We start from the raw sequence: 17,119 nt of genomic DNA, 5'->3' as shown, positions 1-17,119 counted from the left end.
ATTGGCAGTGGTCACTCAGTAGCGAACATCGTAAAAATACGCTTGCTGAAACGTTTAATCTAGAATTTATGGCAGATTACGCGTTAATTACGCAAGCTTGAAGGGCCACTCGGCGCTTGCTGTGGGACATTGGTCGAATGCTGGAATCGGTTACGATTGGACAAAATGTCGGGGCGAGCGCCAAAAAACAAGGAAATCCCGGTTTGAAACTCAGTGATATCGCACGTCTGGCCGGTGTGTCCGTTACCACCGCCAGCTATGTCATCAATGGCAAGGCCGAACAGCAGCGCATCAGCAACGCCACCGTTGAGCGTGTGCGTGCCGTGGTCCAAGCCCATGGCTTTACCCCCAACCCTCAAGCCGCGGGGCTGCGCAGCCGGCATACGCGGACCTTGGGGTTCATCCTGCCAGACCTGGAAAACCCCAGCTACGCACGCATCGCCAAACTGCTGGAACAAGGTGCGCGGGCGCGCGGCTATCAGTTACTGATCGCCAGCTCCGATGACGAAGCGGACAGCGAGCGCCAACTGCTGCAACTGTTCCGGGCGCGGCGTTGCGATGCGTTGTTCGTCGCCAGTTGCCTGCCGGCCAGCGATGACAGCTATCGCGAGTTGCAGGCCAAGGGGCTGCCGGTGATTGCCATCGACCGGGAGATGGAGCCGAACCAGTTCTGCTCCGTGGTCAGCGACGACCACCAGGCCTGCCAGCAACTCACTAGCAGCCTGCTGCAACCGTTGCCCAAGCAGATCGCGCTGATCGGCGCACGGCCCGAGCTGAGCATCAGCCAGGCGCGTACCGCCGGTTTCCGCGATGCGCTGCAAGGCTTTACGGGCGAAGTGATCATCGAACAGGGCGAAGCCTTCAGTCGTGACTGCGGCCGAGAGCTGATGGAGCAATTGCTGCAACGCCTGGGGCATCTGCCGGACGCGCTGGTAACCACCTCCTACGTACTGCTCCAAGGGGTGTTTGATGCGCTGCATGACTTCCCTCTCAAGTCACGCCCCCTGCGCCTGGGCACCTTCGGCGATACCCAGTTGCTGGATTTCCTCCCGCTGCCGGTCAACGCCATGGCCCAACAACATCAGTTGATTGCCGAGACCGCCCTGCGCCTGGCGCTGGCCGCCGTTGAAGAAGAACAGTACCAACCCGGCGTGCATGCGATTGGCCGGACCTTCAAGCAGCGTATCCACGAGGCCTGAGCGTGGAGCTGATCGACACCCACACGCACCTGGACTTCGAGGACTTCGACCAGGATCGCACGCACGTCCTCGCCCACAGCCGTGAACTCGGCGTGCGGCGCCTGGTGGTGCTGGGGGTGTACCAGAAAAATTGGCAGCGGCTTTGGGACTTGGTGCAACAGGACGAAGGTTTGTTCGCCGCCTTCGGCTTGCACCCGGTGTATCTCGATGAGCATCGCCCCGCCGACCTGCTGGAGCTGGGCGACTGGTTGACGCGCCTGCATGGCCACCGGCAACTGTGCGCCGTGGGCGAAATTGGCCTGGATTACTTTCTCGAACAGTTGGGCCACCAGCGCCAGCAACAGTTATTTGAAGCCCAGCTGAAACTCGCGCTGGATTTCCAACTGCCGGCCCTGCTCCACGTTCGCCGCAGCCACGCCGCGGTAATTGCCACCTTAAAGCGTATCCGCCTACCCAGAGGCGGCATCATCCATGCGTTCGCCGGCAGCGTTGAAGAGGCACGCGAGTACATCAAGCTCGGGTTCAAACTGGGCCTGGGTGGCGCTGCCACCTGGCCCCAGGCCCTGCGCATGCACCGGGTACTGGCCCAATTGCCCCTCGACGCCGTGGTGCTGGAAACCGACTCGCCGGATATGGCCCCGGCCATGTACCCCAACCAGCGCAATAGCCCGCAACACCTGCCAGACATCTGCACGGCCCTGGCCGAGCGCATGGGTATCAGCCCTCTATTGCTGGCTGAGGCGAGCACACGCAATGCGTGCGAGCTGTTCAACTGGTAGCGCACTGATGGCCTGCAAGTTCAAGGTCATTGTCTGGCGATGACGGGCGTAGCGCACCACCAGCAAATGGATCAACACCGCGACCAGTGAAATGTTGAACTGCGCGTTGACACTGAGCAGCCCCAGCCACTCGGCGACCAAGGCCACCAGCAAGGTCGCGCACGTCAGCATGATCATGCTCGGCCGCACCAGCGCCCATTGGTCCAGGGCTCTGAACTGGCGCAACTGCTTGACGCAGCCCAACTGCAACCCGCAGTGGCAATACGTACAGTCAAACGGCACATCGATGGCAATGGCGTTCAGTTGCCAAGGCTTGAGTTCAAACGTCATGTTGCACTGGGCGCAATGCCCCCTGATACCGATTGCGGCGGCCATCGTTTTGTCCCCTCGTGACCGTGACGGATGACATAAATTTTCACCTATTCACGCCCCGATAAAACACGCATCGGTAAATCAAGACATGGGCCACAGGCCCCGTGGTTCAGCCCTTCAGAACCGCCCTACACCCGAAACGCACCAATCAATTGCTTCAACTCAACCACCTGGGTTGCCAGTTGTCGACTGGCCGCTTCCGTGTGCTGGGCGCCTTGCGCTGCATGCTCGCCAGCACGGTTGATTTCGACAATGTTCTGGTCGATGTCGTGGGCGACCGCCGTTTGCTGCTCCACGGCGGCGGCGATTTGCTGGTTCTGATCGACGATCATCCCAACTGCCCCCAGGATATTTTCCAGGGCTTGCTGGACTTTTTCCGACTGCCCCACCGTGCCATTCGCCATTTCATGGCTGCTGCCCATGGCCTTCACCGCCGCGCCCACGCCGCTGTGCAAGCGGCTGATCATCTGCTCGATTTCCTCGGTGGAGTGCTGGGTGCGCCGAGCCAGGGTGCGCACCTCGTCGGCCACCACCGCAAAACCACGCCCTTGGTCACCAGCGCGCGCGGCTTCGATGGCCGCGTTGAGCGCCAGCAGGTTGGTCTGCTCGGCAATGCTCTTGATTACTTCCAGGACGCTGCTGATGGACTGGCTGTCGGCAGCCAGTTGGTTGATCACCCGCACCGATTCGTCAATCTCCGCCGCCAGGCGTGCGATGCCGCCTTGCTGGGATTGCACCAGCGCACGCCCGTTGACCGTTTCATCATTGACGCTCTGGGCACTGCTGACCGCCGCCGCCGCGCTGCGCGCCACCTCTTGGGCGGTGGCGGACATCTGGTTCATCGCGGTCGCCACTTGTTCGATCTGGCTGCGCTGGCCGGACACCGCCTGGTTACTCTGTGCCGACACCGCCTGCACCTGGCCGGCCTGCAACTCCACCTGGCTGACCGTATTCCCAACACGTTCGATCAGGTCATGAATCTTGGCCACGGTGCCATTGAACACCTGGCCCAAGTCGCCCAGCTCGTCGCGGCTTTGAGCAACGAAGGTGACCGTCATGTCACCTGCCGCCACTTTGTCCATCATCGCCCCCAGGCGGCGCAAGGTGGTGCGAGTGGAGACAAAGAAACCGGCATAGAGATAGAAAATCAACGCAAACACCGCCGCCAGGGCCGTGACCAGCAACACCATATGTAGGCGGTTTTGCGCCAGGCGCTGCTGCAACTGCTGCCCGAGGAACGCCAGGGTGGCGTCATCCAATTGATAGGTCTTGGCCATCAACTGGCTGACGCCGTCATAAAAACCCTGCCAAGACGTATCGAGGGTCTCGGCCATCACCACCTGCTCTTCAAAAAACTCACTGCCTTGCTTGAGGCTGGCCTGGCTGGCTTGCGCAGAAACCTCAAGGGCCGCATGCGCGGCCTGGCTGGCGCCCAGCGCGTCCTGCAGCTTCAAGCCATATTCCCCGTGGAGTTTTTCCAGCTGCTGCAGCAGTTCGTCAAAACGGGTGCTGGAGGATGAATTGATAAAGCCCTGCCCCAGGGAGTACGCGCCCATCGCACGGCCTTCGCCCAAGGCCTGGGTGACTTGAGGGGTGACGGTGGTGATCAGGTCGCTGAGCTGGCGCAGGTCACTTTGCGGATCACGGCTCAAGCCGGCTTGGCTGGCAATGATCTGGCTGAACATCTGGGCCTGGTTGAGTAACTTGCCGATCAACGCCGCTTTGTTGAGCAACGAGGTTTCTTGCTGCTGGGCCTTGAACGCGGCGATCAACTCGTCGCGCTTACTGTCGAAGACGGCAACTTGCTCGGGCTGGGTCGCAATGGCGTGCAGGCCCTGCAAGCGCTCCATCACACTGGCTTCCAAGGCGCTGATCCTAGTCTCCAGGTCTGCTGCTTTTCCGGACTGGCCGAGGGTGGCATTGATCTCTACCTGGTTGTTGAGGGTTTCCAGATCGCGGCGCAACGCCAGGCTGCTGCCGAGCAGGTCGAGACTCTGCAGTTCGACCCGGGTGCCCTGATATTCACGCCACGAGTCGCGCACCAGGTAATAGTTGGTCGCCAGCATCGGCAGCAGGAACAGCACGCTGATCAGGCTGAACTTCATGCCGAAGCTCAGGCGGTTCATCAGCGCGACGGCGGGATAGAGCAAGCTCTTCACAGGTGACCTCCCCTTCTTTTATTTTTATTGAGGCGCAGGGCGGCGGCAGATAGCCACTATTGGGCGCGCTATCTGTATAGCTCAATTCGAAAGGGAGTTTTGTAACGTAAGGTTAACGGCGTGTCTGGAGGCCAAATGTGGCAAGGAGAAAGCCCTAACGCCATGTAGGAGCGAGCTTGCTCGCGAAAGACTCACAGACGCCGCGTTTATTCAGGAAGCACGCGTTATCTTTGACGTTTTTCGCGAGCAAGCTCGCTCCTACCATCAGGGCAACACCGTCCAGATCGCAAACCCGGCATACCACAGCACCGCCGCACGCAGCAGCAGTTCCCACAGGCGATCCAGGCTGTTGATGCCATCGGCCCCCACCACTGGCGCAGGAATTTCCGCGGCGGCCAGGCCGACTCTTTCCACCAACTGTGCCGCGCTGATGTCCCAGCTCAACAGTTCGTGAAGCATCACACGGCTGACCCCGACGAAATTGCCCACCAAGGCAAAGCTGGCTGCCAGCAGGCGTACCGGCAACCAGTCAAACGCGTGGCGCAATTGCGTGGCGCGCTCGGCCACCAACGGGTTCTGGCTGTTTTCGCTGGCCAGTGCCAACAGGCGGTAGGCCAGGGCGGCCACCGGGCCCAGCAGGAAATACCAGAAAATCACCGCGAAAAAGCTTTGATACGCCTGCCACAGCAGGTAGCCCTGGACGCGCTCCAACAATTGCTCGCCACTGTCGGCGCCAAGTTTGAGGTCGCGTTCGGCCACATGCTCGGCCGCTTGCAGGTCACCGCGCCGCCAGGCATCGCGAAACGGCCCCAGCCCCGCCAATAGATCGCCACGGCCCAGGCTGTAGATCACCACCAGCAAGTGCACCGGCAATGCCAACAGGCCATAGGCCACCGGCTCCAGGACCAGCAACAACAATGCCAGCAATGCCACCGGCAGCAGCACCAATATCAGCAGGATCAACCAAGGGCGCTTGCCCATGCGCGGGCTCGATTCCAGCTTGGCCAGCTCACGCAGCCATCCACCGTCGCGCTGCAACCGCAGGCGCAGGGCCGAGAACTTCTCGATCCACACGGCCAGCACCAACACCAGGAAACTCATCGTTCGTGTCCTCCATCCTGCAGGGCGCTGCGAAAGCGCGCCCAATCAAAAGCGGGGCCCGGGTCGGTCTTGCGCCCCGGAGCGATGTCGCTGTGACCACAAATACGTTGGCGGGTGATATCTGGGTATGCGGCCAGCAGTTGGCGTGTCAGGTCGATCAACGCCGCATACTGGGCATTGGTAAACGGTAGGTCATCCGTGCCTTCCAGCTCGATTCCCAGAGAAAAATCGTTGCAGACCTCGCGCCCTTCAAAGACGGAAATACCGGCATGCCAGGCACGGTCGCGGCACGAAACAAATTGCGTCACAGTGCCGTCACGTTCAATCAGAAAATGCGCAGACACTCGTAGGCTCGCAATCCCTTCAAAATAAGGATGTTCTGAGATATCCAGGCGGTTCTGGAAAAATTCCTGCACCTTGCCCGTGTTGAACTGCGCCGGGGGCAAACTGATGTTATGCACCACCAACAGCGAGATTTCGCCTTCAGGGCGCTCGTTGAAGTTGGGCGAAGGGCAATGACGAATGCCCTGGCACCAACCGCTGGCGGGGTCCAACTGCATACAGGCTCCTTGAATGATAAGAGGTGTGACCAGTATGCCGCGTTCCACCCTGCGGTTGCGATCACTTGCCGCGATTGAGTTGCCGCAGGTTGTCCACCACCGCTGCCAGCGCACGCTCGAACAGCGGGCCATCATCCAAGGCGTGCAGGACGCCCTGCTTGAACGCCAGCGCTAACTGGCCCGCGCTTTTCTCCAACACCTTGAGGCCGGCGCGGCTGACAAAAACATAGGTATCGGCGGGCGGCATGATGGCGGTCAATTTGCAGCGCAGGGTACCGGCTTCATTTTGCTGCAGCGCTACCCAGGTACCGGCTCGCAACTGCTTGGCTTTGAGCAGGTCGGGGTCATCATGGGGCAGTGGTTCGTCGGCACCCGGCGGGCCAGCCCCCAGGATAAAAGGCTCACGGACTTCAACCAGCACCTCGCCGTCGAGCGGCTGAACATGCATGGCCTGCAACCGCAGGAAGAACTCGCGGGTACTGAAAGGATCGAAGGCCGCACCGGCCAACCCGTCACGCAAGGCCTTGAGCAGCCCGGGTAATTGCTCGAGCAAACGCCGGCCCGCTTCGGTGTCTTCACGCAGGCCGACGCTCCAGATCAATTCATCCACGGTGCGCAGCGCCGCCTGCCACTGCAGCGATTGTTCACCGTGCTTGAGAATGGCCACTAACAACACCTGGCTCCAGGCCTGCTGCACAAATTGCAGCACCGATGGCGGCAAGGTTTTGCCCACGAGCCGCCGATTGAGCACGTGCGCCACACGCTGGCGCGCCACCTCGACCTGCAGGCGCTCTTGCTCGGCGTCACGGGTATGTCGCTCAAGTCGCTCGCTGCGCTTGCGCTCCTGGGCTATGAATGCGCTGAACGTGGTGAGCAACTGGGAGAAAATCGCCGGGTCTTCGACGAACTCATTCAGCACACGCTGTACGAGTTGCTCGATACACAGATAGAGGTTGTCCCGTGGGTGGTCATAGGGCGGGCTCCAGCCGATGACGGCACTCGCGATGTCATTGAGCAAGCGCCGCGCCGGATGCTCTGCGCAACTGAACAGGCTCTTGTCCAGCACCGCCACTTTCAGCAGCGGGATCTGCAAGCGAGCGATCAGCGCCTTGAAAGCGTCCGGCACACCGCTGTCATCGAACATGAACTCAAACAGCATGGCGACCAGATTGGTCACATCTTCGTCTGCCTCTTCTAACACCCTCGACTTGCCGCTTTTGACGCTGCCCCGGGTCAGCAACTGTTCCAGCTGGTTGCGCAGGTCGAAATCGTCCTCGCCACCGGGCTCCGGGACATATTGCTGCAAATGCGACAACAGCCGTAGCAGATCGCGGGTGGCAATCGGCTGCGGCTCGGCACTGGCTTCAAGGGTCGGGGCCACGCTGCCACGCACGGCTACCAGTAACTTTTGCAAGGCACTGAACGCTTGCTGGCCGCTTTTATCCAGCGGCGGGTCGGCCACCACTTGGCTGGTGTAATGCTGGTGCTCCCGGGCCTCGCGCCCGCCAGCTCGACGGGACGGGACCGTCTTGAGTTGCGGCAATACGCCGGTGGCGATCAGCAATTGGTTGGCCTCGCCATACAACAGGTCGGCATCACTGAGCACGTATTTCTCAAACAGCTTGAGCATGACCAGCTTGACGCGAATCTCCACCCCCAGGCTGCGCCCTGCTTGCAGGAAAAACTCACAAAGCCGCGCAGGGCCCAAGGGGTTTTCAGGGTCCTCCAGGCGCCTGCCGAGCAGTTCACTCAAGCGTGCGTTCAACTGCCCCAGGGCCAAGCCATCACGATGCCGCACCCGACCGAGCATCGCCTCCAGAGCCACGGCTTTTTCCACATCATCCGCGCTGGTGCCGGGTGCCGCCTCATAAGACACCACCGGCACCAGGTGTGCACCGCTGCACCGGGCCTGGCCCAGGTTGGCGAACGCCACAAACAGCTGCTCCATAAACACGCGCTCGAAGTTCTTGCGCTTGAGGCGCAGGTCGCGCATGGCCTCGAAAAAAATATGATGGTCAACGGTGCTACGGGCCTTTTCGGCCATTTCGAACAGGGTGTCGTCGGCGTTATCGAACAGTTCCTGCAAACCTTGCTGCAGCTGTTGCGCAGCCTTGTCACGCACCTGCAGCAACACCACCGGCAGGCGCGCGAGCGGCGATGGCGTGGCCTGTGCCCTGTTGATAGGCACCACCTTCCCGTCATTGTGCATCCTGGCCTCCTGAAACGGCGGTTTTGAGCGGTGGAGAGACGGAGCGCAGGCCCGGCAGGCACTGCAAACACCCGATCACCACCAGGACGTCAAAGCTATGACGCCAATTGCAAGGCGCGAGATTATCTTGCAAACGAGGGCAGTTGCGCCAGCACACTCTGACTTTGTGCGGTAAATGAGTGGCGAGCCTGGGTTAGAACGCACGCTGGCCCTATAATCGAGGCACTTTGTTTGTGGAGCCTGTTATGCCGAACCTCCGTCTTGCCGACCTCACCGCCGAAATCGAAGCCAACGTGCGCCGCGCACTGCTGGAAGACATCGGCAGTGGCGACATCACCGCGCAGTTGATCCCGGCCGAACGGCTGGCCAAGGCCACGATCATTACCCGTGAGGCGGCTGTTATCGCCGGCACGGCGTGGGTGGATGCGGTGTTTCGTCAACTGGACCCTCGGGTCGCTGTGCACTGGCAGGTCGCTGATGGTGAACGAGTGAGCCCCAACCAGGCGTTGTTCCACCTTGAGGGCCCGGCCCGCTCGCTGCTCAGTGGTGAACGTAGCGCGTTGAATTTTCTGCAATTGCTGTCAGGGGTTGCCACCCGTGCGCAATTTTTGGCGGACTTTGTCGCCAGCACCCAGGTCAAGCTGCTGGACACCCGCAAGACATTGCCCGGCCTGCGTTTAGCGCAGAAATATGCGGTGACCTGCGGCGGTTGCCACAACCACCGTATCGGGCTGTATGACGCGTTCCTGATCAAGGAAAACCACATCGCCGCCTGCGGTGGTATTGCCCAAGCGATCACCGCCGCCCACAAGATCGCCCCGGGCAAGCCGGTGGAAATCGAAGTGGAAAGCCTGGAGGAATTACGCGAGGCCCTGGCGGCGGGTGCCGACATCATCATGCTGGATGAACTGAGCCTGGAAGACATGCGCGAAGCCGTGCGCCTGAATGCAGGCAAGGCCAAGCTCGAAGCCAGCGGCGGGATCAATGAAACCACCTTGCTGCCTATCGCTGAAACCGGCGTGGACTACATCTCCATCGGCGCGATGACCAAGGATGTGAAGGCGGTGGATCTGTCGATGCGCCTGAGCATCTGAGAAACCATGCAGGGCCGGGCGATTGTGGCGAGGGAGCTTGCTCCCGCTGGAGTGCGCAGCGCTCCCAAACCGTTCATCGACGTACACCTGATGTATTTCGATTATCCAATTTGGGGCTGCTTCGCAGCCCAGCGGGAGCAAGCTCCCTCGCCACAACAAGCCCGCCGTGCCTAGACCACCAGATTATTCATCTCGCAGTACTCGTCCCAATCGACACCCAGCACCTCGGCCGCCTCTTTGTGCAAGGCCAACCGCGCGGCTTCGAACTCTTCCGGCGTCGAGGTGTACTTGAGGGTCAACTCCCAAGGCTGGTAGCCCTGACTCTCGGCCTCATCTTCGAATGCCCACTGAATCTGGTCGCGCTGATCGTCGGCACTCAGGTCCTTGATCTCTTCTTTAAGCTGCGGCGTCGCTTCAAGGTAATGCTTGAGCGCTTGTTCGTGCCGTGCTTCCTGGGTCATCTCAGTCGTGGTCATGTCGTTCTCTTAGATCGAGGAATGGGAATGCATCTGGGTCTTCAAGGTTGCGCAGATACAAAAGAGCGGGGGCAAATGCCCGGCTCACCTGGCCTTCAGAACCATTCTGGGATCATCTGAAAACATTGCCGTTGAAACAGTGGTGCCTGTGGTGCCCGAGACAGGAATCGAACCTGCGACCTTCGCGTTACGAGTGCGCTGCTCTACCGGCTGAGCTACACGGGCGGTGGGCTAAAGCTAGCACTGCATTGGGCATGCAGCAACCAACTCGCTCACCGCCCGGCGACTGTCACGCGCCGTTGGCGCCGCAGCCCTTGGCAGCATACTGAGGCTCTACCGTGGTGGCACAACTCCAGCCGGTGGTGGCGCTGCGGGTCAAGGTGATGGTCTTGCCCAGCACGGGCGCGGGTGCATCAAGGATTTCACAACGCAAGGTACCTGCGCCCGAGGCCACATCGCCTGTCACTTCGATGGTGCAGTTGGCGGTAGGGCTTGTGCCCCCGATGAGGGCCAGGGTTGGCACGGTGCCCTGGTTGATGGCGTCCTCGTAGCCGGCCTTTAGCGCGCTGATTTCAGCCAACCCCGCCGTGAACTTGGCCTTGGCCTGGTGCTTGGTGTACATGGGCAGACCGATGGTGGCCAAAATGCCGATGATTGCCACGACGATCAATAATTCGATCAAGGTAAAACCTTTTTGACGCATCTCTTTCACTCTCCAGAATAGAACCATGACAAGGCGCATCCTGCGCCCCGTAGTGTGCAACGGCGCCAGTGTACTCATCCCCACGCAGCCGTTCGCCTGCAAGACGCACAATCTGACATTTTATCGCCCAGCGCCAGCCTGCCCGAATTCGCCACCTGACTAAGCTATAAATTCTTCACGACCTGGGTGCGCCAACCTCACATGAACGACACGTCGACAATCTATGCCTGGGAAGGCATCAACCGCAAAGGCCGCCGGGTTTCCGGGCAAATCGCCGGGCATAACCTTGCGCTGATCAAGGTACAACTGCGCCAGCAAGGGATCTGCCCTGAGCGTGTGCGCAAGAAATCTTACGGTTTACACATCTTCAAGACGCGAATAACGCCCGCAGATATTGCCCTGTTCACCCGCCAGTTAGCCACCTTGCTCAAAGCCGGCATCCCGCTGCTGCAAGCCTTCGACATCATCAGCGAAGGCGTCGAAAACCTACAGCTGCGCGAACTGGTGAAGGCGTTGAAACAGCACATTGCCAGCGGCCACCCCTTGGCCACTGCCCTGCGTCAATATCCCCGCTACTTCGATGAGTTGTATTGCAATCTGGTAGCAGCTGGCGAAATAGCCGGCGCCCTGGAAACCTTGCTCGAGCGCGTGGCGATTCATCTGGAAAAAAGCCAACGGCTCAAAACCAGGATCAAGAAAGCCATGACCTACCCTGTCGCGGTACTGGTAATTGCCACAGGGGTGAGCACAGTCCTGTTGATTCACGTTGTGCCGCAGTTCCAGAACCTGTTCGCCGGGGTCAACGGCCAATTGCCGGGGTTTACCCTGGCGGTCATTGCGCTCTCGGAACTGCTGCAGCAGGCGTGGTGGATGCTGGGGCTGGGCGTGGGCGCCATAATGGTCGCTGGGCATCACGCCTATCGAACTTACCCGGGCTTTCGCCATTGGTTGGCGGCGGGTTTGTTGAAAGTGCCCGTGGCAGGCAAACTGCTGCACAAATCTGCGGTTGCTCGCTACGCTCGCACACTTTCCACCACCTTTGCGGCGGGCGTCCCTCTGGTACAGGCATTGGGTTCGGTGGCCGGCGCCGTCGGCAATGGCCCCTTCAAACAGGCAATCGAACGTATGCGCCACGATGTATCCACAGGCATGCAGCTGAATCAATCGATGCATAACAGCGGCCTGTTCCCAGGCATGGCGATCCAGATGACCGCAATCGGGGAGGAGTCCGGCACCCTGGACCGCATGCTGGAAAAAGTCGCGAACCACTACGAGTCAGACGTGGATACCTTGGTCGACAACCTCACCAGCCTGATGGAGCCGCTGATCATGGTCGTATTGGGAGGGGTTGTCGGCGCGCTGGTAGTCGCCATGTACCTGCCGGTGTTCCAATTGGGGACGGCGTTTTGAGCCTGCTGCTGAGCGAACATCCCTGGGCGTTTGTTGGCCTGGCGCTGGTGTTGGGCCTGATCGTCGGCAACTTCCTCAATGTGCTGGCGTGGCGCCTGCCCAAAATGCTCGAGCGGGAATGGCGTGCCCAGGCCCATGAGATTCTCGACTTGCCAGCCGAGCCCGGTGGGCCGGCCTATAACCTGATGCACCCGAACTCCTGCTGCCCGCACTGCAATCAACCGATTCGGCCTTGGGAAAATATCCCGGTGCTCAGCTACCTGCTGCTCCGCGGGCGTTGTGCCCACTGCCGCGACCCTATCGGCCTGCGTTACCCCCTCACCGAACTCGCGTGCGCGCTGATCTCAACCGCTGTCGCCTGGCACTTCGGCTTCGGCTGGCAAGCCGGCGCGGTGATGCTGTTGAGTTGGGGCTTGCTGGGCATGAGCCTGATTGATCTGGACCACCAACTGCTGCCGGATGTGCTGGTGCTGCCGCTGCTATGGCTGGGGCTGATCCTCAACAGTGCTGACCTGCTGACGCCACTGCCCGATGCAGTGTGGGGCGCGGTCATCGGCTACATGAGCTTGTGGTGCCTGTTCTGGCTGTTCAAGCTGGCCACCGGCAAAGACGGCATGGGCCATGGCGACTTCAAGTTATTGGCCTTGCTGGGAGCCTGGGGCGGCTGGCAGATTCTGCCGATGACCCTGCTGATGGCCTCGCTGCTGGGCGTATTTGCCGGGCTGATCCTGCTGCGTTTGCGTAAGGCCCAGGTGTCAGCGCCAATGCCGTTTGGCCCCTGCCTGGCAATTGCCGGCTGGATTGCATTGCTCTGGGGTGGTCAAATAACCGACTTCTATTTGCAGTCTGTCGGTTTCAGATGACCACTTCTGTTGCAACACCCTGGATTCTTGGACTCACGGGCGGCATTGGCAGCGGCAAAAGCGCTGCGGCCGAGCACTTTATCAAGCTGGGCATCGACCTGGTGGATGCCGATCATGCCGCGCGCTGGGTGGTCGAGCCTGGCCGCCCTGCCCTGGCACGCATCGCCGAACATTTCGGCGCCAGCGTGCTGCAACCCGACGGCCAGCTGGACCGTGCCGCGCTGCGCAAACTGATCTTTGAGATCCCACAAGAGCGTCTGTGGCTGGAAGCCTTGCTGCACCCGCTGATCGCCGAGGAAATTCGCAGCCACCTGGCACGCGCCCGATCGCCCTACGCGATCCTGGTGTCGCCGCTGCTGATCGAGTCCGGACAGTACAGCATGACCCAGCGCATCCTGGTGATCGACGTGCCGCAATCGCTGCAGATTCAGCGTACCCTGCAGCGCGACGGCATCAGCGAACAACAGGTGCAGGCGATTCTCAAGGCCCAGTCCAGCCGCGAAGACCGCCTGAACCATGCCGATGACGTGCTGGTCAACGATAAGGACCTCGCCTGGCTGCACGGCGAGGTCGAGCGACTGCACCACTTTTACCTTACTTTGCGTGGAGGCCGATCATGAGCCAACCCTTGACCGTCGACTGCCCAACCTGCGGTGCACCCGTGGAATGGAAAGCGACCAACCTCAACCGACCGTTCTGCTCGGACCGTTGCAAGCTTATCGACCTGGGCGCCTGGGCCGCTGAAGAACACAAGATTCCCGTGGCCCCTGGCGCCGAAGATGAACTGTTTTCCGAAGACCTGCCGCCGCGCCACTAAGGCCGCATAAAGGCATATTCCTGCTGGTCGTCGAGGTTTTCTGCAAGGTATTGCAACTCGTCGGCCAGGTCTTCAAAACTGCGTACCCCCTTGCTTTGCTGCACCACCGCACTGAGCATGGCGCGCAAGGTCAAGCCGGGGTCAAAACCGATTTCCTGCGCTGCATCCTGGCTTCTGCGCAACTCCTGCCGTGCCCACTCGTACACACTCATGATCCGTGCTCCTGAAAATTTTGCAGAGCATGGACCCGCGCCGCTGCCTGGCGTTTGACCTGGATCAACGCCGCGAGTCGTCGTCCTTCCACGGCGCCGAGAGGTAGCGGGTACGGTTGAACGTCTCGAGCCATTCCGGGCAAAACACCACCAGCGCGCTGATGACCATGCCGTTGATGAAGGCTTCGGGAAAGATGATCAGCCATAGGTAACCGACAAAATCTTCCAACCACTCAGGCATCGCAAAAAGACCGTCCAACCACAACAGGCCCAGGCCGGCCAACAGGCACAGCAATGCCGACAGTGCGGCAGCAAAAAAGCCCGAACAGAAGATATACACAAAGGGGTTTCTCGGCTGCGCCCGTTCTACCAGCAGCGCGCACCCTTCGGTGACCAGCACTGGCAGCACGATCAGCAGCAGGCCATTGATGCCAAGCGCGGCCAAGTCCTGGCGCCCCAGCAACATCAAGCCAAGCTGGGCGGCAAAGCCTCCGACGATTGCCAGCGGCCAATCCAGCAGCAAGGTCACGGCGGTCATGCCGATAAAGTGGTAGGACACGCCGGTATCGAAATCCCGTCGCACCAGCCACAGCATGAACAGCGCGAACACCGTACCGAACAGCAAATGCTGGCGCCGACGGTCGGCAAACAGCTCCACCCATGGCGAGCGCAGAGTCGCCCACATCACCACGGGCGCATATACCAGCCAGCCGAAGCCGAGAGTCTGGGGTGCCAGAACCGCTGCACTGATCACGGATGCTCTGCCTTTACCAAAAACCTCATCACACACCTCGTCCCTGGGCCTGTTTCACGCAAGCATTCTACACCCGGGTTTTAAGGCAAGACTTCCTGTGGTCATCATTTGAACGCTAAGCTGCGACTATGGATGACTCAGATTATTTGCGCCTGCTCACCGTAGCAGCCGAACAAGCCAATGCGTTTCTGTCCAATGCCCGCAAGTGGGAGCGTGAGCGTTGGGTCTGCCAGCGCCTGTTACAAGGCTTGAATGTGCCCTACCGTGTCGAAGAATTCCACGCAGCGGGCCAGGAGCCGCCCGACGTGCTGTTTCGCGACGCCAGCTTCGAGGTCTTTTTTGTGTTGGATGAGGGCCGCCGCCTGAACGACGAGTGGCGCGATGAGTTGCTGCGCAGGCGCAGTGCTTTCTCCTTGAGCCAACTGGTACGGCGCGAAGCCAAGCCACGGCGAATCCCCGCCCATGAATTCCTCCTGCGCCTGGCCCCCACACTGCGTAAAAAAGCCCACAACTATAAAGAGCGCGGGATGGACTTGGGGGAGCTGGACCTTATTGCGTTTACCAGCCTCAAGCGCGAAGTACTGGACCTCAACAGCCATTTTCCGCCGCCGACCGAATACCTGCGCCAGGGCTGGCGCTCGCTGTCACTGGTGGGTCCAACCTTCGCCCGGGTGTTGTTCGCGCACCCGGACGCGCCGGATTTCTTGCGCAACAACCTTGGCCGCAGCATAGTGTTTGATGTCGGCATCAGCCTTTGATGCCCCTGGCTGTAACGTGGCGCCCCTTTGCAACGTCTACCTGACGAGGCCTTTATGACCAGCCGCCTGAAACCCGATGACCAAGAGCGTGTCGAAGAGTACCTGCGACTTTCCCAGCACAGAGTCGAGCGCAAGCCTTTCCGGCCGTGGCTGCTCCTCTGCGTGGTGCTGGTCGTGGTGATCGGGCTCGGTGCGCTGAGCCGCCTATTGAGTTACCTGACGCTATGAGCCGCATGGCGCTCGCGAGGGTAACTGCTCCGATTTCTTTTAGCCTTGCGAGATATCCCCATGACCCATCGTATTATTATCGTCGGCGGCGGTGCCGGCGGCCTGGAGTTGGCTACCCGCCTGGGTAAGACCCTGGGCAAGCGTGGCAAGGCCAGCATCACGCTGGTCGACACTAACCTGACCCACATCTGGAAGCCGTTACTGCACGAAGTCGCGGCCGGCTCACTGAACTCATCTGAAGACGAACTCAACTATGTTGCCCAGGCGAAATGGAACCACTTCGAGTTCCAGCTGGGGCGCATGAGCGGGCTTGACCGTGAGCAGAAGAAAATCCAGCTGGCCGCCACCCTCGACGAAGAAGGCCGCGAACTGGTGCCTGCCCGCGTGCTGGGCTATGACAGCCTGGTAATTGCGGTAGGCAGCACTACCAACGACTTCGGCACTGAGGGCGCAGCGCAACACTGCCTGTTCCTCGATACCCGCAAGCAGGCCGAGCGCTTCCATCAGCAACTGCTCAACCACTACCTACGCGCCCATGCCGGGCAGACCGACGCCGTTGAACAGATTAGCGTCGCCATCGTGGGTGCCGGTGCCACCGGGGTCGAGCTGGCCGCCGAGCTGCATAACGCCGCCCATGAACTGGCCGCCTATGGCCTGGATCGTATCAAGCCGGAAAACATGCACATCACCCTGATCGAAGCCGGCCCGCGGGTATTGCCTGCACTGCCGGAGCGGATCGGTGGGCCAGTGCACAAGACCCTGGAAAAACTAGGGGTGACGGTACTGACCAACTCGGCGGTCAGTGAAGTAACTGCCGATGCCTTGATCACCAGCAGCGGCCAGGTGATTCCGGCCAGCCTCAAGGTCTGGGCGGCCGGTATCCGCGCACCCGGTTTCCTCAAGGACATCGACGGTCTGGAAACCAACCGCATCAACCAACTGCAAGTCCTGCAAACTCTGCAAACCACCCGCGACGAAAATATCTTCGCCTTTGGTGATTGCGCCGCCTGCCCGCAACCGGGCACCGACCGCAATGTGCCGCCACGGGCCCAAGCGGCTCACCAACAGGCGTCGTTGCTGGCCAAATCGCTCAAGCTGCGGATTGAAGGCAAGGAGCTGCCGACCTACACGTACACCGACTACGGCTCGCTGATCTCGCTGTCGCGCTTTTCCGCGGTGGGTAACCTGATGGGCAATTTGACGGGCAGTGTGATGCTGGAAGGCTGGCTGGCGCGGATGTTCTACGTGTCGCTGTACCGCATGCACCAGATGGCGCTGTATGGGTTCTTCCGCACGGCGATGCTGATGCTGGGCAGCAAGATCGGCCGCGGCACCGAGCCACGCCTTAAATTGCATTAACAACCTGGTCTCGAAGGAGGCCTGGCAAATGTGGGAGCGGGCTTGCTCCCACATTTGTTTTGCGGA

At 60.5% G+C, this 17,119-nt stretch carries 19 protein-coding genes and 1 tRNA gene; 10 read left to right on the top strand and 10 right to left on the bottom strand.

All coding sequences use genetic code 11. The features are described 5' to 3' along the window. Positions 1–203: 203 nt before the first annotated feature. On the top strand, positions 204–1,199 hold the full coding sequence (cra, locus tag BT204_RS12685) for a catabolite repressor/activator (protein ID WP_054919378.1): 996 nt from the start codon (positions 204–206) through the stop codon (positions 1,197–1,199). A 2-nt stretch (positions 1,200–1,201) separates the two neighbouring features. Beyond that, positions 1,202–1,978: a TatD family hydrolase gene (locus BT204_RS12680; RefSeq protein WP_072447023.1), complete on the top strand. Its 777-nt coding sequence runs from the start codon at positions 1,202–1,204 to the stop codon at positions 1,976–1,978. On the opposite strand, the gene BT204_RS12675 is transcribed toward BT204_RS12680, so the two are convergent. The 5 genes from BT204_RS12675 to BT204_RS12655 all read right to left on the bottom strand — a co-directional run bounded on the left by BT204_RS12675 (position 1,925) and on the right by BT204_RS12655 (position 8,379). Further along, positions 1,925–2,353: a hypothetical protein gene (locus BT204_RS12675; RefSeq protein WP_072447021.1), complete on the bottom strand. Its 429-nt coding sequence runs from the start codon at positions 2,351–2,353 to the stop codon at positions 1,925–1,927. The genes BT204_RS12680 and BT204_RS12675 overlap by 54 nt on opposite strands. A gap of 125 nt (positions 2,354–2,478) precedes the next feature. After that, complete coding sequence (locus tag BT204_RS12670; RefSeq protein ID WP_072447019.1) at positions 2,479–4,509, bottom strand: methyl-accepting chemotaxis protein; 2,031 nt, start codon at positions 4,507–4,509, stop codon at positions 2,479–2,481. 264 nt (positions 4,510–4,773) lie between these two features. Further along, on the bottom strand, positions 4,774–5,610 hold the full coding sequence (gene ampE / locus BT204_RS12665) for a regulatory signaling modulator protein AmpE (protein WP_034126259.1): 837 nt from the start codon (positions 5,608–5,610) through the stop codon (positions 4,774–4,776). Next, complete coding sequence (ampD, locus tag BT204_RS12660) at positions 5,607–6,170, bottom strand: 1,6-anhydro-N-acetylmuramyl-L-alanine amidase AmpD (RefSeq protein ID WP_054896894.1); 564 nt, start codon at positions 6,168–6,170, stop codon at positions 5,607–5,609. The genes ampE and ampD overlap by 4 nt, the downstream gene beginning before the upstream one ends. Positions 6,171–6,231: 61 nt before the next feature. Then, entirely contained in the window at positions 6,232–8,379 is a 2,148-nt protein-coding gene (locus BT204_RS12655) for a DUF1631 domain-containing protein (RefSeq protein ID WP_072447017.1), read from the bottom strand. 245 nt (positions 8,380–8,624) lie between these two features. Between BT204_RS12655 and nadC the strand changes: the two genes are divergently transcribed. Then, complete coding sequence (gene nadC, locus BT204_RS12650) at positions 8,625–9,473, top strand: carboxylating nicotinate-nucleotide diphosphorylase (protein WP_034126256.1); 849 nt, start codon at positions 8,625–8,627, stop codon at positions 9,471–9,473. A gap of 170 nt (positions 9,474–9,643) precedes the next feature. Here the strand turns inward: nadC and BT204_RS12645 are convergent, their stop codons facing one another. From BT204_RS12645 to BT204_RS12635, 3 genes are all read right to left on the bottom strand, one after another. After that, a complete protein-coding gene (locus BT204_RS12645) occupies positions 9,644–9,949 on the bottom strand; it encodes a DUF6388 family protein (protein ID WP_034126255.1) in 306 nt (101 codons plus the stop codon). 149 nt (positions 9,950–10,098) lie between these two features. Next, positions 10,099–10,174, bottom strand: a tRNA-Thr gene (locus tag BT204_RS12640). Between the two features lie 64 nt (positions 10,175–10,238). Beyond that, positions 10,239–10,652, bottom strand: coding sequence for a pilin (locus tag BT204_RS12635; RefSeq protein WP_072447015.1), 414 nt, complete (start codon positions 10,650–10,652; stop codon positions 10,239–10,241). 201 nt (positions 10,653–10,853) lie between these two features. Here BT204_RS12635 and BT204_RS12630 point away from each other — a divergent pair, with 201 nt between their 5' ends. From BT204_RS12630 to yacG, 4 genes are read left to right on the top strand one after another with little or no spacing between them, the layout of a single operon-like run. Next, entirely contained in the window at positions 10,854–12,062 is a 1,209-nt protein-coding gene (locus BT204_RS12630; RefSeq protein ID WP_060763520.1) for a type II secretion system F family protein, read from the top strand. Then, positions 12,059–12,925, top strand: coding sequence for a prepilin peptidase (locus tag BT204_RS12625; protein ID WP_072447013.1), 867 nt, complete (start codon positions 12,059–12,061; stop codon positions 12,923–12,925). Before BT204_RS12630 ends, BT204_RS12625 begins: the two co-directional genes overlap by 4 nt. Beyond that, entirely contained in the window at positions 12,922–13,545 is a 624-nt protein-coding gene (coaE, locus tag BT204_RS12620) for a dephospho-CoA kinase (RefSeq protein WP_054896889.1), read from the top strand. Before BT204_RS12625 ends, coaE begins: the two co-directional genes overlap by 4 nt. Then, complete coding sequence (yacG, locus tag BT204_RS12615; RefSeq protein WP_072447011.1) at positions 13,542–13,742, top strand: DNA gyrase inhibitor YacG; 201 nt, start codon at positions 13,542–13,544, stop codon at positions 13,740–13,742. Before coaE ends, yacG begins: the two co-directional genes overlap by 4 nt. On the opposite strand, the gene BT204_RS12610 is transcribed toward yacG, so the two are convergent. Together BT204_RS12610 and BT204_RS12605 are read right to left on the bottom strand one after the other, a co-directional pair. After that, positions 13,739–13,954: a hypothetical protein gene (locus BT204_RS12610; RefSeq protein ID WP_003171680.1), complete on the bottom strand. Its 216-nt coding sequence runs from the start codon at positions 13,952–13,954 to the stop codon at positions 13,739–13,741. The two genes, yacG and BT204_RS12610, sit on opposite strands and share 4 nt — an antisense overlap. Before the next feature lie 64 nt (positions 13,955–14,018). Next, the gene (locus BT204_RS12605; RefSeq protein WP_054919398.1) at positions 14,019–14,708 is read right to left on the bottom strand and encodes an energy-coupling factor ABC transporter permease; all 690 of its coding nucleotides are present in this window, start codon (positions 14,706–14,708) and stop codon (positions 14,019–14,021) included. Between the two features lie 128 nt (positions 14,709–14,836). Between BT204_RS12605 and BT204_RS12600 the strand changes: the two genes are divergently transcribed. The 3 genes from BT204_RS12600 to BT204_RS12590 are packed head-to-tail and all read left to right on the top strand — an operon-like array spanning position 14,837 to position 17,053. Next, a complete protein-coding gene (locus tag BT204_RS12600) occupies positions 14,837–15,466 on the top strand; it encodes a DUF1780 domain-containing protein (protein ID WP_003188431.1) in 630 nt (209 codons plus the stop codon). 54 nt (positions 15,467–15,520) lie between these two features. Beyond that, entirely contained in the window at positions 15,521–15,694 is a 174-nt protein-coding gene (locus BT204_RS12595; protein WP_034126248.1) for a DUF3094 family protein, read from the top strand. Positions 15,695–15,754: 60 nt separating this feature from the next. Then, positions 15,755–17,053, top strand: a complete 1,299-nt coding sequence (locus tag BT204_RS12590) for an NAD(P)/FAD-dependent oxidoreductase (protein ID WP_032903990.1) — start codon at positions 15,755–15,757, stop codon at positions 17,051–17,053. Positions 17,054–17,119: the final 66 nt, after the last annotated feature.

The sequence above is a fragment of the Pseudomonas sp. NFPP02 genome, assembly GCF_900119355.1.
GTDB lineage: Bacteria > Pseudomonadota > Gammaproteobacteria > Pseudomonadales > Pseudomonadaceae > Aquipseudomonas > Aquipseudomonas paracarnis.
Note: the sequence above shows the minus strand (reverse complement) of the source record. Positions and strands in the feature narration are given on the sequence as shown.